The sequence below is a fragment of the Sphaerisporangium flaviroseum genome (assembly GCF_039537005.1).
Taxonomy (GTDB): Bacteria; Actinomycetota; Actinomycetes; order Streptosporangiales; family Streptosporangiaceae; genus Sphaerisporangium; species Sphaerisporangium flaviroseum.
The window spans coordinates 228,832-253,875 of the sequence record NZ_BAAAZR010000009.1; the positions used below are offsets into that span (position 1 = coordinate 228,832).

Annotated in this window: 19 protein-coding genes; 11 read left to right on the forward strand and 8 right to left on the reverse strand. The window is 71.3% G+C overall.

The features are described 5' to 3' along the window. Window positions 1–1,255, forward strand: a 1,255-nt coding sequence (locus ABD810_RS20400) for an NAD-dependent succinate-semialdehyde dehydrogenase (protein WP_344942431.1), incomplete at its 5' end; no start/stop codon positions are given. A gap of 256 nt (window positions 1,256–1,511) precedes the next feature. Here the strand turns inward: ABD810_RS20400 and ABD810_RS20405 are convergent. Genes ABD810_RS20405 through ABD810_RS20420 form a run of 4 tightly spaced genes read right to left on the reverse strand, consistent with a single transcriptional unit; the run spans window position 1,512 to window position 5,319 of the window. Beyond that, window positions 1,512–3,641, reverse strand: coding sequence for a xanthine dehydrogenase family protein molybdopterin-binding subunit (locus tag ABD810_RS20405; protein ID WP_344942434.1), 2,130 nt, complete (start codon window positions 3,639–3,641; stop codon window positions 1,512–1,514). After that, window positions 3,638–4,111, reverse strand: coding sequence for a (2Fe-2S)-binding protein (locus tag ABD810_RS20410; RefSeq protein ID WP_344942437.1), 474 nt, complete (start codon window positions 4,109–4,111; stop codon window positions 3,638–3,640). The genes ABD810_RS20405 and ABD810_RS20410 overlap by 4 nt, the downstream gene beginning before the upstream one ends. Beyond that, the gene (locus ABD810_RS20415) at window positions 4,108–4,803 is read right to left on the reverse strand and encodes a GntR family transcriptional regulator (protein WP_344942440.1); all 696 of its coding nucleotides are present in this window, start codon (window positions 4,801–4,803) and stop codon (window positions 4,108–4,110) included. The genes ABD810_RS20410 and ABD810_RS20415 overlap by 4 nt, the downstream gene beginning before the upstream one ends. Window positions 4,804–4,812: 9 nt before the next feature. Then, a complete protein-coding gene (locus ABD810_RS20420) occupies window positions 4,813–5,319 on the reverse strand; it encodes a VOC family protein (protein ID WP_344942443.1) in 507 nt (168 codons plus the stop codon). Window positions 5,320–5,461: 142 nt separating this feature from the next. On the opposite strand from ABD810_RS20420, the gene ABD810_RS20425 reads away from it, so the two are divergent. The 3 genes from ABD810_RS20425 to ABD810_RS20435 all read left to right on the forward strand — a co-directional run bounded on the left by ABD810_RS20425 (window position 5,462) and on the right by ABD810_RS20435 (window position 9,998). Then, complete coding sequence (locus ABD810_RS20425) at window positions 5,462–7,642, forward strand: alpha-ketoacid dehydrogenase subunit alpha/beta (RefSeq protein ID WP_344942446.1); 2,181 nt, start codon at window positions 5,462–5,464, stop codon at window positions 7,640–7,642. Between the two features lie 2 nt (window positions 7,643–7,644). Continuing rightward, window positions 7,645–9,009 carry a dihydrolipoamide acetyltransferase family protein gene (locus ABD810_RS20430; RefSeq protein WP_344942449.1) on the forward strand — a complete coding sequence of 455 codons (1,365 nt, stop codon included), beginning with the start codon at window positions 7,645–7,647 and terminating at the stop codon, window positions 9,007–9,009. A 230-nt stretch (window positions 9,010–9,239) separates the two neighbouring features. Then, complete coding sequence (locus ABD810_RS20435) at window positions 9,240–9,998, forward strand: phosphatase PAP2 family protein (RefSeq protein ID WP_344942452.1); 759 nt, start codon at window positions 9,240–9,242, stop codon at window positions 9,996–9,998. Between the two features lie 116 nt (window positions 9,999–10,114). Here the strand turns inward: ABD810_RS20435 and ABD810_RS20440 are convergent, their stop codons facing one another. Further along, a complete protein-coding gene (locus ABD810_RS20440; protein ID WP_344942455.1) occupies window positions 10,115–11,851 on the reverse strand; it encodes a ThuA domain-containing protein in 1,737 nt (578 codons plus the stop codon). A gap of 156 nt (window positions 11,852–12,007) precedes the next feature. Further along, a complete protein-coding gene (locus tag ABD810_RS20445) occupies window positions 12,008–13,279 on the reverse strand; it encodes a cation:proton antiporter (protein WP_344942458.1) in 1,272 nt (423 codons plus the stop codon). A gap of 298 nt (window positions 13,280–13,577) precedes the next feature. Here ABD810_RS20445 and ABD810_RS20450 point away from each other — a divergent pair, with 298 nt between their 5' ends. Together ABD810_RS20450 and ABD810_RS20455 are read left to right on the forward strand one after the other, a co-directional pair. Then, complete coding sequence (locus tag ABD810_RS20450) at window positions 13,578–15,500, forward strand: TRAP transporter permease (RefSeq protein WP_344942461.1); 1,923 nt, start codon at window positions 13,578–13,580, stop codon at window positions 15,498–15,500. Then, a complete protein-coding gene (locus tag ABD810_RS20455) occupies window positions 15,497–16,468 on the forward strand; it encodes a TAXI family TRAP transporter solute-binding subunit (RefSeq protein ID WP_344942464.1) in 972 nt (323 codons plus the stop codon). Before ABD810_RS20450 ends, ABD810_RS20455 begins: the two co-directional genes overlap by 4 nt. A gap of 39 nt (window positions 16,469–16,507) precedes the next feature. On the opposite strand, the gene ABD810_RS20460 is transcribed toward ABD810_RS20455, so the two are convergent. Beyond that, entirely contained in the window at window positions 16,508–17,659 is a 1,152-nt protein-coding gene (locus ABD810_RS20460; RefSeq protein ID WP_344942466.1) for an acyl-CoA desaturase, read from the reverse strand. Between the two features lie 250 nt (window positions 17,660–17,909). Between ABD810_RS20460 and ABD810_RS20465 the strand changes: the two genes are divergently transcribed. Genes ABD810_RS20465 through ABD810_RS20480 form a run of 4 tightly spaced genes read left to right on the forward strand, consistent with a single transcriptional unit; the run spans window position 17,910 to window position 23,239 of the window. Continuing rightward, entirely contained in the window at window positions 17,910–19,220 is a 1,311-nt protein-coding gene (locus ABD810_RS20465) for a cytochrome P450 (RefSeq protein WP_344942469.1), read from the forward strand. A gap of 2 nt (window positions 19,221–19,222) precedes the next feature. Beyond that, window positions 19,223–20,809: a peroxidase family protein gene (locus ABD810_RS20470; RefSeq protein ID WP_344942471.1), complete on the forward strand. Its 1,587-nt coding sequence runs from the start codon at window positions 19,223–19,225 to the stop codon at window positions 20,807–20,809. After that, on the forward strand, window positions 20,806–22,980 hold the full coding sequence (locus ABD810_RS20475; protein WP_344942474.1) for a hypothetical protein: 2,175 nt from the start codon (window positions 20,806–20,808) through the stop codon (window positions 22,978–22,980). The genes ABD810_RS20470 and ABD810_RS20475 overlap by 4 nt, the downstream gene beginning before the upstream one ends. Before the next feature lie 16 nt (window positions 22,981–22,996). Continuing rightward, the gene (locus ABD810_RS20480; RefSeq protein WP_344942477.1) at window positions 22,997–23,239 is read left to right on the forward strand and encodes a hypothetical protein; all 243 of its coding nucleotides are present in this window, start codon (window positions 22,997–22,999) and stop codon (window positions 23,237–23,239) included. Window positions 23,240–23,268: 29 nt separating this feature from the next. Here the strand turns inward: ABD810_RS20480 and ABD810_RS20485 are convergent, their stop codons facing one another. Then, window positions 23,269–23,964 (reverse strand): nitroreductase family protein, encoded by a 696-nt coding sequence (locus ABD810_RS20485; protein WP_344942480.1) that lies wholly within the window; start codon window positions 23,962–23,964, stop codon window positions 23,269–23,271. Between the two features lie 173 nt (window positions 23,965–24,137). Between ABD810_RS20485 and ABD810_RS20490 the strand changes: the two genes are divergently transcribed. Then, window positions 24,138–24,977 (forward strand): TIGR03560 family F420-dependent LLM class oxidoreductase, encoded by an 840-nt coding sequence (locus tag ABD810_RS20490; protein WP_344942483.1) that lies wholly within the window; start codon window positions 24,138–24,140, stop codon window positions 24,975–24,977. The last annotated feature ends 67 nt before the right edge of the window (window positions 24,978–25,044 follow it).

A 25,044-nucleotide genomic window follows, 5' to 3' on the forward strand; every position in this document is an offset into this window, starting at 1 on the left:
GACGGCCCCAAGGCAGCGGGCCGAGATCCTGCGCAAGGCGTTCGAGCTGATGACCGAGCAGGGTGAGGACCTCGCCCGGCTCATCTCTCTGGAGAACGGCAAGGCGCTGCCCGACGCGCGGGGAGAGGTCGCCTACGCGGCGGAGTTCTTCCGGTGGTACGCCGAGGAGGCCGTCCGGGGCGCCGGTTCAGTGGCCACGGCGCCCTCCGGGGCGAACCGCATCGTCGTGCTGCACCAGCCGGTCGGCATCTGCGTGCTGGTGACGCCCTGGAACTTCCCCGCGGCCATGGCGACCCGGAAGATCGGCCCCGCCCTGGCCGCCGGGTGCACCGTCGTCCTCAAGCCCGCCAGCGACACGCCCCTCACCGCGCTCGCCATGGCCAGGATCCTCGAGGCCGCGGGCGTTCCCGCCGGGGTGGTGAACGTGCTGCCGGCGCGCAGGTCCGGCGCGGTCGTGTCCGCCATGCTGCACGACCCGAGGGTGCGCAAGCTGTCCTTCACCGGGTCCACGGAAGTGGGACGTGTGCTGCTCGGCGAGGCGGCCGACCAGGTCATCAACACCTCGATGGAGCTCGGCGGCAACGCGCCGTTCCTCGTGTTCGCCGACGCCGACCTCGACCTCGCCATCGAGGGCGCGATGGTCGCCAAGATGCGCAACGCGGGGGAGGCGTGCACGGCCGCCAACCGGTTCTACGTCGAGTCCTCCATCGCCGAGGAGTTCGGCAGGCGGCTGGCCGAGCGGATGTCCGCGCTGACGGTCGGGCCCGGTACCGAAGAGGCCACCCAGGTCGGCCCGCTGGTGAACCAGGAGGCGGTCGACAAGGTCGAGAGCCTCGTGCGCGGCGCGGTCGAGGAGGGCGCGAAGGCGGTCATCGGCGGCACCCGCCCGGACCGGCCGGGCTTCTACTACGACCCGACCGTGCTGGTGAACGTGCGCCCCGACTCGTCGATCCTGCGCGAGGAGATCTTCGGCCCGGTCGCCCCGGTGGTCACCTTCGAGGAGGAGGCCGAGGCCATCCGGCTCGCGAACGACACGGAGTTCGGGCTGGTCGCCTACGTCTACACCGGCGACCTGGCTCGCGGGCTGCGCGTCAGCGAGAGGCTCGAGTCCGGCATGGTCGGGCTCAACCGGGGCCTGGTCAGCGACCCGGCGGCGCCGTTCGGCGGGGTGAAGCAGAGCGGCATCGGCCGTGAGGGCGGCCACGAGGGCATGCTCGACTACCTGGAGGCCAAGTACATCGCCGTCCAGTGGTGACCACGCCGCCGGCGCGAGAAAGAAATCTACAAAGTAAAGGCCTCGGCTCGTGAACACAGCTGGAGTACCCGGGAGCACACACGGCTCCCGGGACACCCGCGGCGATGGCGAAGGCCACGCGAGGACGGTGAAGGCCGCGAGGCAATGGTGCAGGCCGCGCGACGGTGCAGGCCGCGAGAACGGCGCAGGCCGTGAGGACGGCGGAGGCCGCGCGGCGATGGTGCACGCCGGGCGGCGGAGGCCGCGGCTGGGGGAGTCAGAAGTCCGGTGACTCGATCGCGGTCACGACGGCTTCGCGGGTGAGGGGGAGGTCTCTGACGCGGACCCCGATGGCCGAGGCGACCGCGTTGGCGATGGCCGCCGCCGTCGGTCCCTGCGCCGCCTCGCCCGCGCCCACCGATCGCAGGCCGGGATCCTCGACGAGCTCCACGTGGATCTCCGGCGCCTCGCTGAACCGCAGGATCGGGTAGCTCTCCCAGTCGTCACTGGTGACCCGGCGCCGGTCGAAGCGCACCCGTTCCTTCAGCGTCCAGCTCGCCGCCTGGGTGGCCCCGCCCTCGATCTGGTTGCGCACCCCGTCCGGGTTCACCACCAGGCCGACGTCCACGGCGATGGTGAGCCGGCGGACACGGATCTCGGTCTCGGCCTCCACCTCCGCGACGACCGCGCAGTAGGCGCCCTTGTCCTTGTAGCGGGCGAACCCGATGCCACGCCCGGTCCCCTCGGCCACCGGGGTTCCCCAGCCGGCCGCTTCGGCGGCCCTCTCCAGGACCCTGCGCCCGCGCTCGTCGCCGAGGTGCGCCAGCCGGTAGGCCAGCGGGTCGGCCCCCGCCGACAGCGCGAGCTCGTCCATGAAGGACTCGATCGCGAAGACGTTCATGAAGGCGCCCAGCGCGCGCAGGGACGACGAGCGGATCGGCGTCCGGAGCAGGCGGTGGCCGGTGATCCGGCGGTGCGGGAAGTCGTAGATCGGCACCGCGTTGCGCGCCGTGCCCGCGCCACGGGCCTGCGGGGGGTCGGCGGGCGCCGGATAGCGCCACGGCCGCTCCAGGTAGGCGCCCGCGAGCAGGCCGGGAACCCCGGCGTAGCCGGGACGGCTCGTGTGCCCCTGGCTCCACACGTCGTAGCTCCACGCCAGTACCTCGCCGGACTCGCCGACCCGGGCCTCCACGTCGACGGACATGGCCGAGCCGAACGGCGACCACGCCAGCTCGTCCCGCCTACTCCACTGCGCCTGCACGGGACGGCCCGGCACGCTGCGGGCGAGCAGCACGGCGTCGAACGCGGCGTCGTCGGCGGCGTTGTGCCCGTAGCTCCCGGCGCCCTCGGCGTGCTCGACCTCGATCCTGTCAGCGTCCATGTCCAGCGCGAGCGCGATCGCGGCGCGCAGGCCGTGGATGCCCTGGCTGTGGCTCCAGACGGACAGCGTCCCGTCGTGGTTCCAGCGGGCCACGCCGCAGCTCGGCGCCATCGAGGCATGGGCGAGGAACGGCCGGCTGTAGCTCGCCCGGATCGTCCGTCCCGCCGGTGGGGGCGGCTCGCCGGTCAGCACGTCGATGGTCTCGTGCGGACCGGACCTCAGGAAGCCGGGCAGGTCGTCCTCGTCGGGCAGCGTGTCGCGTTCGTCCCAGCTCGTGGCGTCCCGCAGTGCTTCGACGGCACGCGTCACCTCCGCTTCGTCCGCTCCGACCACGCCGACGAACGACCCGTCCCTGACCAGCTCGACGTTCATCGCCTCGAAGCGGGTCGCGTCGAGGCGCAGTAGCTCCGCGCCCGGGGACGGCGGGCGCAGCACCCGGCCGAACAGCTGTCCGGGCAGGCGCAGGTCGTGGATGAAACGCGGCCGGCCGGCGACCTTGTCCGGCACGTCCAGGCGGGGAGCGCTCGTGCCGACGATGAGCGGCCGGTCGCCGTGCGCCGGCGGTGCCTCGGGGCCGGCGGGCACATCGAGGTCGACGGCGCCGGCCAGAGCGCCGTACGAGGTGACCAGCTCGTCACAGCGGATCCGGCCCTGGCGTACGGTGACCCGCTCGGCGCCGACGTTCCAGCGCCGTGCCGCCTCGGCCACGAACCTGGCCCGCACCTGGGCGCACACCATGCGGACGGCGGGACCTGACTGGGCGATCGACATGCTCCCGGCGGTCAGGCCCTCGTTGGGGCCGTGCCTGGTGTTGGCCGGCCGCATCCGTACCTGGCCGAGGTCGACGCCGAGCTCCTCGGCGGCGATCTGCGAGAGCGCGGTGAGGATTCCCTGCCCGAGCTCGACCTTGCCCACGCGCACGTCCACGATGCCATCGGCGTCGACGCTCACCCAGCGGGACAGGACCGGGTTCGCCTCCAGGGTGTTCGGGATGGTGGTCCGGACGGCCTCGCGTTCGACGGTCATGAGGCCGCCTTCGGGGAAGCGGCGTTCATGACGGCGCGTACGACACGGCGGTGGACGCCGCAGCGGCACAGGTTGCGATCGAGGGCCTCGACGACGGCCTGTTCGTCGGGTGCCGGATCGGAGTCGAGGAGGGTCGCCGCGCTCACCAGGATCCCGGAGACGCAGTAGCCGCACTGCACCGCCTGCTCGTCGATGAGCGCCTGCTGCACGCGGTGCAGGCCGTCTCCGGGCGCCAGCCCTTCGACCGTCACCACGGTCCGGCCCTCCGCCGACCACATGGGCACGTCGCAGGACGCCACGACCTGGCCGTCCATCTGGACGAAGCAGGCACCGCACAGGCCCAGCCCGCAGCCGAACCTGGCGCCCTTCAGGTCGAGCTCGTTGCGCAGGACGTTGAGCAGCGGTGTGTCCGGATCGGTGTCGACGCTGACCAGGCCGCCGTTGACCGTCAGCTGGAATGCCCGCGTCATGGAGTCGTCCCTTCGAATACTTCCGGGTGCCGGGAGAGCTCGATGCGCGTCCGCCGGATGTGCCCGCTGAGGTGCCGCTCGGCGTCGACGGCGTCGCGCCGTTCGATCGCGTCCAGGAGCAGCCGGTGCTCGGCGTTGACGACCCAGCGGCGGCCGGGGCCGCTCAGGTACATGAACGCGCGCCGGTAGTGCTGGGTGGAGTTCCACAGCCTGACGACCATCGAGGAGAGCTGGTCGATGGGGCAGCCCGAGTAGGTCAGCAGGTGGAACTCGCGGTCGAGCGCGAGGAACTCGGCGAGGTCGGTGTTGGCCTCTATGCGCTCCTGGATCTCGCCGATCCGGTGGACGTCGTCCTCGGTCAGATGGGGGAGGCTCTCGGCCAGCGCCAGCGGTTCGAGGCGCTCGCGCATCTGGTAGATGACGTCCACCTCGTGCCTGCCCAGGCGGGGCACCCAGGCGCCCTTGTGGGCCTGGCTCTCGGTGAGTCCTTCCGCCTCCAGCATGCGCAGGGCCTCGCGCACCGGCAGGCGGCTGGCTCCGAAGCGCTCGGCGACCTCCTCCTGCCGGATCCGCTCGCCCGGGGCGATCTCACCGCTGAGGATGGCGTCGCGAAGGTGGCCGGCCACGCGCCGGCTCGCCGCGTCCACCGGACCGGGACCGCCGTCCGCCGTCCGCCTCGTCTGTCCTGGCACCTGAACCCCTCAGCCGGCCGCGGTCTGACGGTCGAAGGCCTTGCCGTGGGGGTAGGACACCAGCTCGAACTGCATGCCCCAGGGAGCCAGGAAGTACACCCAGCGCTGGCCCTCGCTCGGCCCCTTGCTGGCCGTGGGCTCGCCGAGCACCGTGACCCCCTGGCTCTTCAGGTAGTCGACCGCGACGTCCAGGTCGTCGACGTACAAGGCGATGTGGTGGCCGCCGATGTCGCTGTTCCTGGGCGGCGTCGTGTCCTGCTCCGGCGCGGAGTACTGGAAGACCTCGAACACCGCCTGGCCGCCGCACCGGAAGAAGTGGAGCTCCTCCATCACCGCGCGGGGGTGGACGTTGAGGTGCTCGGACATCCAGTCGCTGCCGTCGTGGCGGTACGGCCCCAGTGTGTACATGTATTCGCAGCCGAGCACGTCGACGAGGAACCCGCGCGCCTCTTCGAGATCGGGAACCGTGAAACCGATGTGGTCCAAGCGGGTCAGCCCGGGAAGTCCGGTGTTCATCCTGCACCCCTCCCAGCAATCATTGGATCCAAAGCATCATAGTCAGGGGGTATTTCGGGCGTCCAGTGCGGTTCCTCACTGGATATCGGATCCATCCTGTGGCACGCTGGGGATCTCTGCGATCGATTGCATGGAGAGTGTCATGACCGAGCACAAGCGGCTCGAACCCGCGGCGCCGTGGGTCGAGGTCGTCGCCACCGACGCCGACTGGGACGCGGCCGACCCGGACCTGCTCACGGCCATGCTGAGCCAGCTCGTCCTCGTCCGGACCTTCGAGGAGTACGTCCTCGAACTCGCCCGCGCCGGCCTGATCCACGGGCCCGCGCATTCGAGCATCGGGCAGGAAGGCGGCGCCGTCGGCTCGATCCTGCCCCTCACCGGCAAGGACACGGTCAACGGGTCACACCGGGGACACCACCAGTTCCTGGCCAAGGTGCTGGCCCACGTCGAGCCCAAGGGCATCGACCCCCGGCAGGAGTTCTCGGCCGACGTGCGAGAGGTGCTGCTGCGCAGCCTGGCCGAGATCTGCGGCCTCGACCGCGGCTTCAGCCACGGGCGCGGCGGGTCCATGCACCTGCAGCTGAAGGAGGCCGGTGCCATCGGCACCAACGCCATCGTCGGGGGTGGCGTGCCCCTAGCGGCCGGCTCCGCGTGGGCGCACCGGCAGTCCGGCACCGACGCGGTGTCGGTGACCTACTTCGGCGACGGCGCCGTCAACATCGGATCCACGCTGGAGACGCTCAACCTGGCGTCCGCCTGGGGTCTGCCCCTGTGCTTCTTCATCGAGAACAACCGGTACGCCGTCTCGACCAACGTCACCGAGGCCACCGGAGAGCCGCGGCTCTCGGCGCGCGGGCCGGGCTTCGGCATCCCCAGCTGGAAGGTCGACGGCATGAACCCGCTGGCGGTCTACCTGGCCATGCGGGAGGCACTCGCGCACATGCGCGCGGGCAAGGGCCCCACCGTGATCGAGGCGGACGTCTACCGCTACTTCCACCAGAACGGCCCCTTCCCCGGTAGCGCGTTCGGCTACCGCACCAAGGAGGAGGAGCAGGAGTGGCGCGACCGGGACCCGATCAAGCAGCTCTCCGGCCACCTGGTCCGGCGCGACCTCCTCACCGGGCCCGAGATCGAGGCGACGATCGACCGGGCCAGGAAGCTGATGGCCGGCATCGGTGAGGTGCTCCTCGAACCGCTGCCCGGCGGCAAGCCGGGCCAGCGCCGGATCAGGCCGGAGGAGTGGCCCGACCCGGCGTTCGTCGACGTCGGCGTACGGGGCGACCTCAGCGAGTTCTCCGGCGCCCGGTTCGCGGACCGCGACACCTTCACCGGCGCCCTCGCGGAGCAGCGGTTCATCGACGCCGTCGCCGGGGTGATGGGCCGGAGGATGGAGACCGACGACACCATCGTCGTGATGGGCGAGGACGTGCACCGCCTCAACGGCGGCACCAACGGCGCGACCAAGGGCCTCAAGGACGCCTACCCCGACCGGATCCTCGGCACCCCCATCAGCGAGAACGCCTTCGCCGGCCTCGGCGGCGGCATCGCGCTCGACGGCCGCTACAAGCCCGTGGTCGAGTTCATGTACGCCGACTTCATGTGGGTGGCCGCGGACCAGCTCTTCAACCAGATCGGCAAGGCCCGGCACATGTTCGGCGGCGAGGGCGAGGTGCCGTTCGTGCTGCGGAGCAAGGTCGCGATGGGCACCGGGTACGGCTCGCAGCACTCGATGGACCCCGCCGGCGTCTTCGCGACCTCGGTGGGCTGGCGCATCGTCGCCCCCTCCACCCCCTTCGACTACGTGGGCCTCATGAACAGCGCGCTGCGCTGCAAGGACCCCGTGGTCGTCCTCGAACACGTCGACCTCTACTCCTCCATGGGCGAGGGGCCGGTGGACGACCTGGACTACTGCATCCCCGTCGGCAGCGCCGCCGTACGCCGGGAGGGATCCGAGATCACCGTCATCTCCTACCTGATGATGACCAACTACGTGCTGGAGGCGGTCGAGTCGCTGGGCACCGTCGACGCGGAGGTGATCGACCTGCGCTGGCTCGATCGGGCGAGCATCGACTGGGACACCATCGGCGAGAGCATCAAGAAGACGAACAACGTGCTCATCGCGGAACAAGGCGCGGTCGGCACGTCGTACGGAGGCTGGCTGGCCGACGAGATCCAGCGGCGCTACTTCGACTGGCTGGACCAGCCGGTGCAGCGCCTGACCGGTGGCGAGGCGTCGCCCAGCATCAGCAAGGTCCTGGAACGTGCGGCGATCGCCAAGAGCGAGGAAGCGGCCGTCAAGCTCACCGAGATCACAGGGTACTGAACATGGCCAGACTGCTGCACATGCCCGAAGTGGCCGCCAACGCGGTGGAGGCGGTCCTCCAGGGATGGTCGATCGCCGAGAACGTCCCCTTCTCCGCCGACGAGGTGATCGCCACCGTCGAGACCGAGAAGGCCGTGGTGGACGTCCCCGCCGAGGCCGACGGCGTCATCCTCAAGACGCTCGTGCCCGAGGGCGCCGAGGTCGAGGTCGGCGCGCCCATCGCGCTCATCGGCGAACCGGGGGAGAAGGTGGCGGACCTCGACGCGCTCCTGGCCCAGCTGGGGATGGCGGCGCCAGGCCGGGTGACGACACCGGGACGCCGCGACGTCACCGAGCCGCCGGCGACGGAGCGGACCGCCGGCGGGGCCCCGGCGGCGAACGGCTCGGCCGGGCGCGTCTTCTCCAGCCCGCTGGCCCGCCGGCTGGCGGGTGAGGCGGGCATCCGCTACGAGGACATCGCGGGGACGGGCCCCAACGGCCGGATCATACGCAGGGACGTGGAGGCGGCGATCGCGAGCAGAGCCGCGTCTGCGCGCGCTTCCACGGCGACCGCCGAGGCCGGCCCGCCCGCCGCGCCGGCGAGCGTACCGGCGAGCGTTCCGGCGGACGTACGGGCGGGCGTACGGGCGGGCGTTCCGGCGGCCGCACCGGCAGGCGTTCCCGCGGCCGGGACCGTGACGACCTCGACCGCCTTCACCGACGTGCCGCATTCGCGGATACGCAAGGCCGTCGCCTCCCGGCTCACCGCGAGCAAGCAGACGACGCCGCACTTCTACCTGCGGGGCACGGCGCGGGTCGGCAGGTTGATGAAGCTCCGGCGGAAGCTGAACGACGGCGCTCCGGTGAAGATCTCCGTGAACGACATGGTGGTCAAGGCCGCGGCCCGGGCGCACCAGCTTGTCCCGGCGATGAACGTGATCTGGACCCCGGAAGCCATCCGGTCGTTCTCCTCCGTCGACATGGCGGTGGCGATCGCGACAGAGAGAGGGCTGGTGACGCCGGTGCTCAGGTCCGTCGAGCGGATGACCATCTCGACGGTGGCCTCGACGGTCAGGGACTTCGCCGAGCGGGCCAAGGCGGGGCGGCTCAGGCAGGAGGAGCTGGAGGGAGGCTCCTTCAGCGTGACGAACCTGGGCATGTACGGCACCGAGGAGTTCGCGGCGATCATCAACCCGCCCCACGCCGCGATCCTCGCCGTCGGAGCCGCCCGGCAGGAGCCGATCGCCGAGAACGGCAAGCTGAAGGCCGGGACGGTGATGCGAGTGACGCTTTCGGTGGACCACCGCCCGGTCGACGGAGCGGTCGCCGCCGAATGGATGAGGACCTTTCTGTCACTGCTGGAGAACCCCGTCCGCATACTCGCCTGAGAAGGCCGCGCGGCGCCGAGCGGCGGCGCCTCGAAGCCCAGGCCCGCGAAGGTCTCGACGGTCGCGGGGACGGCTCTTCAAGATCCTCGCGGCCGGGCACAGACGACCTCCCCTCTTTCCCGGTCGGCCTGGTCGGTGGCCGTGAACTGGGAATTCCTGGTGAACGGCTGTTGAACCCGGTGACGCTGGGCAGGGTTCGGAGGAAATGGTGCCGGTGAAGGTGAGGTCGGGTGGTGCGGTCAGATGTGCGCTTCGGGGTCCGGGCGGCGCTGTCGGCGGGGGCGCTGGCGCTGGTGGCGGTGCCGTTCGGCTTACTGCTGCTCCTGGTGAAGGACCGGTGGCCGCCCCTGGAGGCGCTGGACGCGAGCGCCCGCGACGATCTGAACCAGTACGCCGTGCAGCAGCCGGGGTTCGTCGCGGTGATGAAGGCGCTGAGCGCGATCGGCTCCTCGGCGGTGTACCTGGTGGTCTTCGCGGTCGTGGCCGCCTGGCTGTGGCGGCGCGGGCTGCCGCGCCTCGCGCTGTTCGTGGTGGTCACGACGCTCGGTGGCTGGCTGCTGAACGTGACGGTGAAAGAGGTGGTCGACCGGGCACGCCCGGTGGTGACCGATCCGGTGGCCTCCGCCCAGGGGCTGAGCTTTCCCAGCGGTCACGCGCAGGCGGCCATGGTGGCGTATGGGGTGCTCCTGCTGTCGTTCTGGCCCGCGCTGCGCGGCGTGGGGCGCCGCGTCGCCGTCGTCGTCGCGGTGCTGCTGGTGATCGGCATCGGGTTCTCACGCGTCGCGCTCGGGGTCCATTTCGTCTCCGACGTCCTGGCCGGGTACGCCCTGGGCGCGGCCTGGGTTCTGGCGATGACGGCCGCGTTCAGCGCCTGGCGGGTCGAGCGGGGACGTCCGGCGGTCGACCCCACCGAGGGGCTGGAACCCGAGCAGGCCGCACGCCTGTCCGGCGACGCCGGGACCCATCGGCCGGACCAAGGCGATGAGTAGACCGCCGCGGGCGTGAGCGGCGCGGCGGTGCGTCCGAGGTCCCGGTGACGGACCTCGAACGCCCGCTGCGGCGCGGCTCAGCCCGCGCGGACCTCGAACGCCCGCTGTCGCGCGGCTCAGTCCTTGGTCACCGTGAAGGTGTCGACGTCGAACAGGTAGCCGCCGCCGGTGCCGGTGAAGACCAGGACCAGCGGCCCCGACCCCGAGCCCGTCAGCGTCGTGGAGACGGTCTGGAAGTTCTCCCAGCCGCCGGTGACCGGCACGCTGACCGAGCCGAGCAGCGTTCCGGTGGCCGAGCCGGAACGGACCTGGATGGTGCCGCCCGAGCCGGCCGAGGAGAAGCGGGCACTGAAGGTCCTCGCCCCTGACGTCTCGACCGAGGAGTATCCGGCCCAGTCCCCGTTGTTGACGTACCCCAGCGTCCTGCCGCCGCTTGCGGCGCCGTGGTCGGCCGGCTGAACGCCCGAGCCGGAGGTGTACGCCTCGCCTTCGACGGTCACCGGCCCGCCCCCGCCGCCGAGCTCCCTGACCCGGATGTGGCGGAAGGACACGTCGTCGCCCGTCCCGTGGTTCTGGATGCCGATGTACCCCTGCTGGAGAGAGCGCGCCGGGTCGGTGTTGGTGAAGTCGTTGATCTTCACGCCGTTCAGGAACACCTGCAGCCGTTCCCCCTCGACGAGCAGCTCGTAGGTGTTCCATCGTCCCGGCGGGTTCAGCGCCGCGTCACGCGCCGCGATGTCGGCCGCCTTGAACCCGTAGATCGACCCGGTGGTCTTGTCGGGGGTGTCGGTGGCGTCGATCTGCACCTCGTAGCCGTTGTTCAGCGCCGACCACGGGTCGCTGGAGGCGGGGAAGCCGACCACCACGCCGGAATTATCGTCCCCGTCCATCTTCCAGTCGAGCTTGAGCGAGAAGGCGTGGTATTCCTTGGTGCTGTACCACAGCATCCCCAGCCCGTCGCGTGAGGTCAGCGTGGCGTCCACGTTGGCGAACGAGCCGGGACCTGCCTGCGACCAGCCGCTCGTCGAGCCGTTGTAGATCGGCGTGTATCCGTTCTCCGGGCGGCAGTCGGCCTTGACGGCTCCGGCGGCGTAGGCGATGCCGCCGAGCAGCAGCGACCTGAAGGCCGGATCGGCGTAGGACTCCTGGGTGTGGCCGAGCCCGGTGTAGAAGGACCGGCCGGCGCCCTGCGGATGGCACCACGTGATGGGGTGGTCACCGTTCATCGTGCCGCCGCCGTAGCTGCCCTCGTCGAGGCTCTGCAGCACGTGCACGGCGGAGCGCGGGTTGGCACGGTAGTTGTACCACTCGTCGGTCCTGGACCAGGTGGTCCCGAGGTGTGCGGTCGCGGCGTGCGCGCGGTCCCCGGTCCTGACGGTGGCCTGCTGGATGCTCGGGTGACTGGCGAACCAGGCGCCGACGAGCTGGCCGTAGTACGGCCAGCCGTACTCCGCGTCGGCCGCGGCGTGCACGCCGACGAAGCCGCCGCCGCCGTCGACGTAGGACCGCAGGGCGGTCTGCTGCGTCTCGTCGAGCAGGTCGCCGGTCGTGTTGAGGAACACCACGGCCTGGTACCGGGCCAGGTTCGCGGTGGTGATCGCGCCGCCGTCCTCGGTGGCGGTGACGGTGAAGCCGCCGCCCGCCGCGAGGTCGCGGATGGCCTGGACGCCGGCGGGGATGGAGTCGTGGCGGAAGCCGGCGGTCTTGGAGAAAACGAGCACCTGGTAGGCCGCGGCCCCGGCCGTGGTGGGGAAGAGCGCGGCGGCGGCCGCGACGAGTGCCGCCGCGGCGAGCGACAGGCGGCGAAGTGGTGTTCGCGGGCGCCGTCCGGTCGGGCGGGGGAGTGATGACATCGCGTTCCTTCCTGACCTAGGAGTCAGTCAGGCAAGGCGCCCGCCGCGCTGTTGCCGTAGGTGTCGCGGTGCGAAGGGAGGATGCCGTCTCCGATCGCGCCACGGAGAACCTGTTGCGTGACGCACACCACAATTTACACCGATCTTGCAGGATTGTCAGCGGTCGTTGGCGGTCAGCGGGGTGGCCTCGGGCGTGTCGCCCCGGAGGCGGTCCAGGCGGGCCATGACCGGCGTCGCGGTGATCCCGTGCAGGACGACGGACGCCATCACGGTGAAGGCCGCCACCGCCCACAGCTCCTGCGGTGGCACGCCGAAGTCGGCCTGGCCGAGGGCGTAGGCGAGGTAGTACATCGATCCGATGCCGCGGATGCCGAAGAAGGACATCACGGACCGCTCGCGCGGCCCGGCGGGCCCGCCGATCTGGGCCAGCCACCCTGTCACCGGCCGGATGACCAGCAGGAGCAGGAGGCCGACCGCGGCGCCTCGCCAGGTGAGCGCGGCCAGGCCGCCCGCGGCGATGTAACCGCCCAGCAGCAGGAGCAGCCACGCGGTCAGCAGCCGCTCGATCTGCTCGATGAAGCCGTGCAGGACGCCGTTGTAGCCGTGGGTGCGCTCGGCGTTCCTGATCGTGCAGGCGGTGACGAAGACGGCGATGAAGCCGTACCCGTGGACAAGCTCGGTCAGGCCGTAGGCGAGGAAGGTGGCCGCCAGGGCGACGAACCCGTCGCGGTGCTCGGCCAGCCGCAGGCCCTCCACTTGGGCGTGGAAGAACAGGCGGCCGAGCAGCCTGCCGATCAGCAGCCCTCCGATCACCCCCGCGGCGGCCCGGTACAGCACGTCCACGAGCGCCCATTCGCCGATCCATCCGATCCCGCCGGTGGCGGCCAGCGCGATGGCGGCGTAGACGATCGGGAAGGCCAGTCCGTCGTTGAGACCCGCCTCGGAGGTGAGCGAGAAGCGGACCTCGTCGTCGGCGTTCTCCGCGTCGACAGGCTCGCCCACCTGCACATCGGAGGCGAGCACCGGGTCGGTGGGAGCGAGCACCGCGCCCATCAGCAGCCCGGCGGCCGGCGGCCAGCCGAGCAGCAGGCAGGCGGTCACGGCGACGGCGGCGACGGTCAGCGGCATGGTCCAGCCGAGCAGCCGCCAGGTCGACGACCACCTGCTCAGGCCGATCCTGCGATTGATCGCCAGACCGGCGCCCATCAGGGACACGACCACGCAGATCTCGGTGATGTGCTCCAGCGCGACCCGATGGGCCATCGGGTCGGGCTCGGGTAGTGGAAGGGGGAGCAGGAACAGCAGCGCGCCGCCGAGCAGGCAGGCCAGCGGTAGCGAGAACGGCCGCCGGTGGAGCACGCCTGGCAGCACCGCCGCGAGCAGGGCTCCTGCGCCGCCGAGGGCGAAGATCAGATCTGGGTTGCTCATCGGGCGGTCATCTGCCCTTTATGTCAGGGAAAATCCCTAGGTCTTGGCATCTGCGGGCAGAGACACCGAGATCGGCACCGATCCGGCCGGGGACTTGTCCGTTTCCTCCGATGCGGTGACCGGTAGGCGGGTGTGGTCCCGGAGTGTCGGCCGTGGAGCGTGCCTCGCGCGGCAATCGCGATGAGAATGTGATCCCGACCTGACGGGACGCGGTCAGCCAGGTGGGTAACGTCCGGTCAGGGATCGGCGGCGCACACCTGGAGACGGCGCTTACGGAGACCACACCGGGAGAACGCGCTTGACGGAGACCAGAGCACCCGATGATCTGATCGCGCAGTTCGACGCCGAGCGGCCCGCGCGGCGGCTGCGGGGCCGGGTGGCCGCGGCCGTCACCCTGGTCGCCTTGGGGCTCTCGCTCTACGTGCTGTACTGGGCGTTCCGTCCTGGTGCCGTGCTGCCGTACCGGATGATCTTCCTCGCGGTCGTGCTCCCGCTCACTTTCGTCTGCTACAAGCCGCGGCGGCGGGGCGGCGACCGCCCGGGCGCCGTCGACTGGGCGCTGGCGGTGGTGTCGCTGGCGGTCTGTCTCTACCCGCTGGTCGTCTTCGACGACTTCATCCGGCGCGCGTTCGACCCCACGGCCCTCGACGTGGCGGCGGGCGCGCTGATCATCCTGCTGGTGCTGGAGGCCTGCCGTCGCACCGTCGGCTGGATCCTGCCCGCCGTCTGCCTCGCCTTCCTCGCCTACGCCTACTACGGCGGCTACCTGCCCTTCGATTGGGTCATCGGGCATCGAGGCTACGACTTCGACCGGATCATCGTCTCCTCGGTGATGGGCACCGACGGCGTGTACGGCGTGCCGCTCGACGTGGCGGCCACCTACATCATCCTGTTCACCGTCTACGGGGCGGTCCTCGACCACTCCGGCGCGGGCAAGTTCTTCGTCGACATCTCTCTTGCGGCCTTCCGCCGCTCGCGCGCGGCGCCGGGCCGCACGGTCACGCTCGCCGGGTTCCTGCTCGGCACCGTCAGCGGTTCGGGCGTCGCGACGACGGTGAGCGTGGGCAGCGTCGCCTGGCCGATCCTGCGCAGGGCGGGCTATCCCCCCGAGCAGGGCGGGGGAGTGCTCGCGGCCGCGGGCATCGGGGCGATCCTGTCCCCGCCCACGCTGGGCGCGGCGGCGTTCATCATCGCGGAGTACCTGCGGGTCGGCTACCTCACCGTGCTGATCTACGCCACGATCCCCACCATCCTGTACTACCTGGGCATCTTCCTGGCCATCGAGATCGACGCCCGCAAGTACGGCACGGGGGCGGTCGAGGTGGACGCGCCGAGGTTCTGGCCGCTGCTGCGGCGGCTGGGATACCACTTCAGCTCGCTGTTCGTGATCGTCATCCTGATGGCGCTGGGGCAGTCGCCGTTCCGCGCGGTGGTGTACGCCACGCTGCTGGCCTTCGCGCTGTCCTTCCTCGACCGCGAGCACAGGCTCACCCCGCGCCGCGCGGCCGAGGCCCTGGCCGCGGGGACGACCGGAGTGCTGGCGGTCGCGGCCACCTGCGCCGCCGCCGGCCTCATCGTCGCCGTGGTCACCCTGACGGGACTCGGCCTCAAGGCCAGTTCCCTGATCGTCGGAGCCTCGGGCGGGATCCTCGCCGTCACCGCGCTGCTGTGCGCGCTGGCGGTGCTGGTGCTGGGCCTCGCCGTCCCGGTGACCGCGTCGTTCGTCATCGCGGCGATCATCATCGGGCCCGCGCTGATGGACCTCGGGGTCACGCAGGCCGAGGCGTACATGTTCGTCTTCTACTACGCGGTCCTGTCGGAGGTCAGCCCGCCCACCGCTCTGTCGGCCTTCGCCGCCTCGGCCATCACCGGCGGCAACGCCTACCGCACCATGATGGCCACCTGGAAGTACACCCTTCCCGCCTTCCTGGTCCCGTTCGCCTTCGTGCTGACCCCCGCGGGCTCGGCGCTGCTGGCGCAGGGGACGGCGGGGGACATCCTTCTGGCCGTCGCGGTCTCGGCGTTGGCGGTGACGGCACTGGCCGCAGCGACGGGCGGCTGGCTGGCCGGTCCCGCGGGCCCGGTCGAGAGGGCGCTCTGCGGGGTGGCGGCCGTCCTGCTGCTGTTCCTGTCGCCCGGCCCGGTGCTCGCCGGGGCGGGGGTCCTGGTCGTCGCCATCGGACTCCATCTGGTCTTACGAACACGGGAGGAAAGCACATGAAACTCGGACGTTTGGCCGTCCTGCTGGTCGCCGGGTCGCTGACCCTCGGCGGCTGTGGCGGTGACCGGTCCGCCGGGCAGACCGGTGACACGAGCTCTGTCGCGGGCAAGCGGCTGTCGATCGCCACCGGCAACACCACGGGTGTCTACTACGTCCTCGGTGGCGGCCTGGCGAACCAGATCGGTAAGAACATCCCCGGCTACCAGGCGACGGCCGAGGCGACCGGCGCCTCGGTGGAGAACATCCAGCGGGTGGTCAGGGGCGACTCCGACATCGCCTTCACCCTGGCCGACTCCGCCGCCGACGCGGCCGCGGGCAAGGGCTCGTTCACCTCGCCCCAGCCGATCCGCGCCATCGCCCGCCTGTACGACAACTACACGCAGGTGGTCGCCACCACCGACTCAGGGGTGAGGTCCATCGCCGACCTCAAGGGCAAGCGCGTCTCCACCGGATCCCCGAACTCCGGCACCGAGGTCATCGCCCTGCGCATGCTCAAGGCCGCGGGCCTCGACCCGGACAAGGACGTCACCCGGCAGTCGCTCGGCCTGCCCGAAAGCGTGCAGGGCATCAAGGACGGCGGCCTGGACGCCCTGATCTGGTCCGGCGGCCTGCCCACCCCCGGCATCACCGACCTCGTGACCAGCCTCAAGGACAAGGTCGCCTTCGTCCCGCTGGACAAGGTGCTGGCCCCGATGCAGGCCGAGCACGGTCAGGTGTACGCGGCGGGCACGATCGCCAAGGACGTCTACGCGACTCCGTCCGAGGTCTCCACGATCACGGTGCCCAACCTGCTGGTGGTCAACGAGAAGATGGACCCCGCCCTCGCGGAGAGCCTGGCGAGGCTGCTGTTCGACCACAAGGCGGAGCTGGAGAAGGTCCATCCCTCGGCCAAGAGCATCACCCGCGACAACGCCCCCAAGACCGAGCCGGTCCCCCTGCACGACGGCGCGAAGAAGTACTACGGCTGACCAGGACCACGCGAGGCCCGGCCGTTCAGGCCGGGCCGTTCAACCGGCAGGCATGCCTTCGGTGCCTGGGGCGGACGATCTGCGGCGGGCGCTGAGGCGCGCGGGGTCCGGCCAGTGCGCGCCGTACGCCCAGCCCGCCCGCTCGAACCAGCGGATCAACCGGGCGCTCGGGTCGAGCTGACCTTTGAGCACCCCGTGGCGCGCGCAGCTCGGCTCGACGTGGTGCCAGTTGTGCCAGCCCTCGCCAAGGGTCAGCAGCGCCACCCACCGGACGTTGGACGACCGGTCCCTGGTCGTGAAGGGGCGTTCGCCGAAGGTGTGGGCGATGGAGTTCACCGACCAGGTGACATGGTGCACCACGGCGTAGCGGACGAGCCCGCCCCAGAACAGGGCGGTCCACACGCCGGTCCACGACATCGCCCACAGCCCGCCCGCCATGGCGGGCAGCAGGAACGACAGCACCGCGACGGCCGGGTAGGCGGAGTCGAACCGCCGGACGTCCGGGTCGGCCAGCAGGTCGGGCACCCAGCGCTGCCGGCGGGAGCGGTGGCGCGCGGTGTAGAACCAGCCGACGTGCGCGTGTGCCATGCCCCGCAGCAGGGCGAGGCCGCCGTCGCCGTAGCGCCAGGGTGAGTGGGGGTCGCCGGGCCGGTCGGCGTACTTGTGGTGACGGCGGTGTTCGGCCGCCCACAGCGTGACCGGGCCTTCCAGGGCCATGCCGCCCGCGAGCATGAGCGCGATGCGCAGTGGCCTTCGGCACCTGAAGGCGCGGTGGGTGAAGTGCCGGTGGTAGCCGATGGCGATGCCGAAGATGCTGATCAGGTACATGACGACGGCGATGACCGCGTCGCGCGGGCCGATCCCCCATCCCCAGAGGGCGGGGACCGCCGCGGCCAGGGCCAGCACCGGCAGTATGACGAGGACGACCAGGTAGAGGGTGCGGCGCCCGGTCGCCACCGCCACCGTCTCACCGGCCCCGGCCCCGGTCCCGGTCCCGGACCCCGCCCCGGCCCCGGCCCCGGCACTCGTACCGGCGCCCGCACCCGCATTCGCGCCCGCATTCGTGCCCGCGCCCGCATTCGTGCCCGCGTCCGCGTCCGCATTCGCGCTCGCGTCCGGCTCCCCGCGGTCCGGCGGGAAGGCCGGCGTGACCGGCTCCGGCTGACCTGGCGGGACGGCGGACCTGGTCATGCTCGCTCCCTGCGGTCGGCGAAGACCGCCTGGTGTGCGGTCCGGCCACCCATTCAACGGCCGCGCGGGCGCGCGGCGGGAGTTGCCTGGGAGTTATGGATCACTCACGTAGCGGAGGCAAGAGAATGCGTTCTGTAGCTATCCTGAGGTGATGTAACGCAGGCCGATGTCGTCGACACGCAAAGTGACGGTCTCGGCCGCGTCATGGCTTCGACGGCCGGTTCACAGGTGAGACGGAGGGTCCTACGGCATGGGTGCTGTCGATCAAGCGACTACGGGCGACCATCTGGAGAGGTACGACGCGGCCCTGGCCCGCGATCCGATGTCCGCGTTCGCCCTCGTCCGCGAGTGGATGCGCACCGACTGGCGTGCGTTCTTCGCCCAGCTCCGTGACCGCAGGCCGATCTTCGTCACGCCCGCCTTCACCGTCGTCACCCGTTTCGCCGATGTCACCGAGGTGCTCTCCCGGGAGGAGGTCTTCACGGTCCGGGCCTTCGGCCCGCGCCTGGAGGCGGCGCTCGGCGGCCCGTTCATGCTCTCCAGGGACGCGACGCCGATGAACTGGCGGGAGAAGGGCCTGATGCAGGTCATGCTCGCTCCGCAGGACGCGGCGGGCGTGCGCGGGTTTGCGGGTCGCGTCGCCGACAAGGCGCTGGACGCCGCGTCGCGCCGAGGCCACATCGAAGCCGTCCACGAGCTCTTCCGGCACGTCGCCCTGCGCGTGTGCGCGGAGTACTTCGGATTCCCCGGGCCGGCTCCCGAGGTCCTCTCGCGGTGGACCAGAGCCGTGATCACCGACGGCTTCGCCAACTTCCAGGGCGATCCGGCGATCCAGGCGGCGTCGGTCCGCGCCGGCGAGGAGATGATCGGCTACCTGCGCCGCCTGCTCGCCGAGCGCCGGGCCGAGTTGCAGGCGGGGCGGGTGCCGGTGCCCGACGACGTCTTGACCCGGCTCATCCGCACGACCCTTCCGTCCGGGGTCGAGGTGGCCGACGAGCGGATACTGATCAACATGGCCGGGCTGCCCCTGGGGTTCGTCGAGAGCGGGCCGGGGGCCATGGTCGAGGCGGTGGAGCAGCTCATGCTGCGCCCGCGGGTGCTGGCGGAGGCCGTGGAGGCCGCCACCGCGCCCGATCCGGCGCGCTTCGACTCTTATGTCTGGGAGGCGCTGCGGTTCAGCCCCTTCTTCAAGCTGCTTCCCCGGGTGTGCGAGCGCGACCATGTCCTGGCCGCGGGCACCCCGCGCCGCACGGTCATCCCCGCGGGGACCTTCGTGCTCGCCGCGCCGGCCTCGGCCATGTTCGACGCCGACGTGGTGGAGGAGCCCGACGACTTCCGCCTCGACCGGCCGGGGCACCTCGGGCTGTACTTCGGTCACGGCCACCACGCCTGCCTCGGCGTGCATCCCGCCAGAGCCGTCATCTGCGAGGTCGTGCGCCGCCTGCTCGTGCGGCCCGGGGTGCGCATGCTCCCGCCACCGGACGGGGCGATCGTCCGCGACCACGGCATCTTCCCCGACCGGTTCGTCCTCGCGATCGGCGCGCAGGGAAAGGATGCCTGACGATGGCGCCCACCAGAGCGAAGGCGAGGAGCGTCGCGACCGACGGCGCCGTCAACCGCCTCAGATTCCTGGCCCTGACCCACGGGCGACCGCTGTGGGACCTGGCGCAGCGCGTCCAGCCGGTACGACGGCGCCTCAACGCCTCGCTGATCGACCACGCGATCCGCGAGATGCCGCCGCGACCCGAGCCGCTGAGCACCATGGCCGACTACACCTCGTGGGCCTCGCTGACCGACCGCACCTTCAGCGGGCGGCACCTGCCACCGGTCGCAGCCCGCGAGGACGTCAGGCCCACGCCCGAGCGGGCCGCGGACCTGTTCACCCGCGGTGAGACCATGATCCCCTGCCCGCGGTCCACCGTGCTGTTCGCCTACTTCGCCCAGTGGTTCACCGACGGGTTCCTGCGCGGCGACGTCAACATCCCCAGGGACCCGCGTAAGAACAGCTCGAACCACCACATCGACCTGAACCAGCTCTACGGGCTCAACGCCGCGGCGACCGCCGCGCTCCGCACGTTCGACGGCGGGCTGCTGAAAAGCCAGGTCATCAACGGCGCCGAGTTCCCTCCCCACCTCTGCGAGAACGGCAAGATCAAGGCCGAGTTCGCCGCGCTGAGCGTGATCCGTTTCGCCGAGCTCACCGACGCGCAACGCGACACCCTGTTCGCGACAGGAAGCGACCGCGGCAACATCCACATCGGCTTCACCATGCTCACGGTGCTGTTCCTGCGCGAGCACAACAGGGTGGCCCGCCTCCTGGCCGAGCGCCATCCGCGCTGGGACGACGAACGCCTGTTCCAGACGACGCGCAACATCCTCATCGTGCTGCTGATCAAGCTCGTGGTCGAGGAGTACATCAACCACATCACCCCGTACCACTTCCGCTTCACCCTCGATCCGCGGCTGTCCGCCATGCTCGGCCGGGCGCCCTGGCACCGGGAGAACTGGGCCTCGGCGGAGTTCAACCTCGTGTACCGCTGGCACAGCCTGATCCCTTCCAGCCTGTCGGTGGGCGGCCGGGAGCTCCCGATGGCCGAGACCATGGTCGGCGGAGCGCTCATCCCCGGTCCGGGGCTGGGCCGGCTCTTCGAGGACGCCTCCCGCCAGCGCGCCGGTCGCATCGGACTGTTCAACACCGACCCCGCCCTGCGGGCGGTCGACGTGGCCAGCATCGCCGAGTCGCGCGCGCTGAGGCTCGCCCCCTACAACGACTACCGCGAGCACTGCCGCTTCCCCCGCGTGCGGTCCTTCGACCAGGTCTCGGGCGAGCCGAAGGTGAGCGAGGCGCTCCGCGAGCTCTATCGCGACGTGGACGACCTCGATCTGTACGTCGGCCTGTTCGCCGAGGAGCCCGGCGCCCCGGACGCCATGCTGCCGCCGCTCCTCACGAAGATCATCGCCATCGACGCCTTCTCGCAGGCGCTGACCAATCCACTGCTGGCATCGCGGGTGTTCAACGCCGCGACGTTCTCCCCGCTCGGCATGGGCGTCATCACCGGCACGCGAACGCTGTCGGACGTCCTCCACCGCAACGTCCCCGAGGATCCGCGACCGCGTTTCGTGAGCCTGACCCGGCAGGGGGAGCCGTGAGCGACCGGCACCACCCCGGCGTCCAGGAGCAGGGCGGCCCGGAGGCGCACGCGAAGCTGCTGCGCGACGCGGCGCGTGAGCTGGCCGACATCGGGGTGGCGATCCAGGAGGCGTCCGCCCACGCCACGGCGGCGCTCACCGACGGCGCCGTGCTCAAGGCCCTGCTGCGCGCTCCCGCGCGGGGATACCGGGCGCAGCGTGCCCTGCTCCGCGCGGTGACCGACCGGAAGGGGCTCGGATACGCGGTCACCGGCGGCCGGCTGGGCTCGCTGGCGGCCAGGCTCGGCGGCATGGCGGGCGCCGAGAGCCTGGCCGTCCTCATCCTGGCCACCTCGCTGCGGCTGCGGATCACCGCCGTGACCCTCGTTCATCCCGAGCTGGCCGACGACCCGCTGCTGGGCAGGCTCATCGAGGCGGTCGGAGCCGACCGCGACATCGAGGCGCTCCGTGCGCTGCGCGCGCTGCTGAAGGACCGCGGCGCGGTGCGCACCCTCAGCGGGCTGGCCCCGGTCTTCGGCGAAGTGCTCGCACTGCGGGCACTGCTGGACGAGAACCCGCTCAACGACACCGCCGCGTGGCTGATCGCCACCGGCACGGGGTACGCCAGCGCCGATCCGGTCACCGGCCTGAGCAACCGGGCCATAGCCGTTCTCGACACCGGAGAGGGGGCCGCGCGCCGGCTCGATCTCGATCCCGCCGAGGCCGCCCGGCTCGGAACGCGCGGGTCGCTGCTCGACTTCCTCCGCAACATCGGCGTGGTGGGCGCCTCAGGGCGGATGCTCATCCAGAGCGTGGCGGGCCCGGACGGGGTGGAGCGCCACGTCGTCCAGGCGCCCGGCATGCGGCCCGGCCGGCCCGACAACGACTCCCCGCAGGATCTGCTCGGCGCCTTCAGCAGCGCCGTGCTCGACAGCGGCCCCTACAGCCGTGCGCTGGTCAAAGCCGTCGACGACTACGGCATCCCCCCGGGCGCCGAGATCGCCCTGATCGGGCACAGCGCCGGCGGAGCGGCGATCATGAACCTGGCGCAGGACACGCGGTTCTGCGCCCGCTACACCGTCACCCACGCCGTGGCCATCGGGTCACCGGTCGACTTCAAGAAGCCCGCCGATCCGCGCACCTGGGTCGCCAGCGTCACCAACCAGCACGACATCATCCCCACCCTCGACGGGCAGGGCGCGGGCGGCTGCTTCGACCTGCATCCCGACTGGTACGTGGTCGACTACTTCGACTCGACCCACCTGTTCCCCATCTGCCACGGCATCGAGCACTACACCGCCACCATCGCCGACGACCTGCCCGAGGCCCGCGACCGCATCGACGACCGGCTCACCCCCTACCGGGGGCGGGTCACCCGCTCGCAGGCCTACCTGTTGTTCGACCGCGTCCCCTGCCCCGACGGCTTTCCCTTCCTGACCGTGCCGACCTATCCGGCGACGACCTCGGGCGGAGCACTGGAGTTACCGGTCAGATGCCAGGAGGGTAGCGCCCTCACCGCGTACTTCGCCGCCGACCCCGGCATGGCCGCGACCTTGCTGCGCGGCACCGGGCTCGGACCCGCCGTCCGGGTCGCGGGGCGCGCCCTGGTCACCGTCCATGCGTCCGCCAACCGGCGCAGCAGCCTCGGGGGGTACCGCCAGGTCGATGTCGGGATCGTCGTGCACGATCCGTGGCGGCCGCGGTCGTTGCGGGTCTGGCCCGATCTGTTCCGGCGGGCCGATCACCGGCGTTCCGGAAGCTGCCTCGTCGGCTCGGTGGTGGACACCGAGACCGTGTCGGCCGTGGCGCCGGAGATCTGGGGTTGCGAGCCGTCGGTGGCGGCTCTGGACGTGGAGGTCACCGCCGGGTTCGCCCGCGTCGTGGCCGGCGGCCCGGACGACAGGTTGCTCACCTTCCGGGGGTCCCTCGGCCCGGGGGTGCCGGCCGAGGCAGGGGACATGGTCTGCTACTCGCGGCGCGGGGACACCACGCTTCGGTCGTGCGTCCAGACCCGAGGCCGGGGACGGGTGCATCTCGCACCGCGGGCGCGGCTGATCGTCGGGCAGGGCGCCCACCCGATGGCGCGCCACCTTCGCGCACTCGGCCTCGACGGTGCCCGCCCTTTGCTGTGCCTGTCGGCGCCCGCCCACCAGACGCTCCGGGGCGCCGGTGTCCCGGTGCGGACCATCTGATCGAAGGAGCATCCGCATGCCCGACGTTCCCGACGCGATCGAGGCCCACGCCGGGGTCCTGCAGTCCGACGCCCGCGTGCTCGCCGAATGCGCCGAACGCCTGCGTGACATCGGGGCCCGGCTGGCGGGAGACGGCGCCGCGCCCGAGTGGCTGCGGGAGACGGTGGACGCCCACGTCGCCGCCTGCGTCACGGCCGCCGCCGACCTGGCCGAGGCGGCGACACGGCTGCGCGTCCACGCCGCCCGCCCGGCTCGCTGAGGCGCCTGCGCGCGGGGGCGGTTATGCCGTCAGACCACCACGAGAACCTGGCCGAGCGGCTTGCGCACCAGATCAGGGACCTGGCAGTCCTCCGCCGGGTAACCCACGGGGATCACCGCGAACGCCTTCTCGTTCCTGGGCCGTCGCAGCACCTCCGACAGGAACCGCATGGGGCTCGGCGTGTGCACCAGCGCCGCGAGGCCCGAAAGGTGCAGCGCGCTGATCAGCATCCCCACCGCGATCCCCACGGATTCGTCCACGTAGTAGTGCTTGCGGGTGGTCCCGTCGGCCGCGAGGTAGAAGCGTTGCTGGAACACGACGATGAGATACGGTGCGTCGGTCAGGTGGGGCTTGTGTTCGTCGGTGCCCAGAGGGCGCAAGGCGTTGAGCCACTCCTCGCCCAGCCGCCCCGCGTAGGAGACGCGCTCCTCCGTCTCGGCGGCCTCGCGGATCCGCCGCCGCACGTCGGCGTCCTTCACCAGGACGAACGTCCACGGCTGCTGATGGGCGCCCGACGGCGCGCTCGACGCCACCGCTATGGCGTCGCGGATGATCTGCTCGGGCACCGGTTCCGCCGAGAAGCGGCGGACCGACCGGCGCTCGTCCATCCGCCGGCGTAGCCAGGCGGCCGTGGCCAGCCCTTCCGCCTCCGGTATGCGACGGGGGCGGTAGGACACCCCTTGGTACTCCTGTCCGTGGATGGGCTCCCACTCTGCTGTCGTCATGAGTCGACGATCGCAGAACCTCGCCAGGGGAGCCACCGTGGATGGTCCAGGCCCGATGGTCTGGACTGTCAGGTATCCGCTGCGGTCGTCGTGATGGGGATAATGTGCCCCATGGTCGGCTCCGGTGCGGCCACCGGGCGCCGGTTCCCCGCGACGAAGACGGAGGGGTGCGAATGCGTTTCGCGATCAAGACCAGGCCCGAGCACACGACGTGGGCCGAGGTCCGTGATGTCTGGATGGCGGCCGACGAGATCGACCTGTTCGAGTCGGCATGGAACTGGGACCACTTCTACCCGTTGACAGGTGACCTGTCCGGCCCGAACCTCGAGGGCTGGACGATGCTCGCGGCGCTGGCCCAGGCCACTCGGCGCATCCGCGTCGGCTGCCAGGTGACGGGCATGATCTATCGTCATCCGGCGGTGCTGGCGAACATGGCCGCCACGGTGGACATCATCTCCGAGGGACGGCTGGAGCTGGGTCTCGGCGCCGGCTGGAACCAGCACGAGTGCGACGCGTACGGCATCGAGCTGCCGCCGCTGCGCGAGCGGTTCGATCGCTTCGACGAGGGGGTGCAGGCGGTCATCGCGCTGCTCGGCCAGACCACCACCACGCTGGAGGGCAAGTACATCCGGCTGACCGAGGCGCGGTGCGAGCCGAAGCCCGTACAGCGCCCGCACCCGCCGATCACCATCGGCGGACGCGGGCCCAAGCGCACGCTGAGGGCCGTGGCACTGTGGGCACAGCAGTGGAACTCGATCACCGAGAGCCCCGAGCAGTGGCGTGGTCTCAAGGAGACGCTGCTCGCGCACTGCGCCGACGTCGGCCGCGACCCGGGCGAGATCGTGTGCTCGGTCAACGTCCGCGTCGAACCCGGCCACGACGTCAACGAGGTCGTCGACCAGGTCGTCGCCTACCGTGACGCGGGCGTGGACCTAGCGATCATGAACCTTCCCCACCACGCCAAGCCCGACATCCTCCTCCCGCTGGCCGAGGCCCTCGCGCCCCTGTCCTGACCCACCCACCCGAGCCCTCTGACCCGGCGGAAACTCGGTGGTGCCGCGTCCGGTCGTGCGCGAGGCT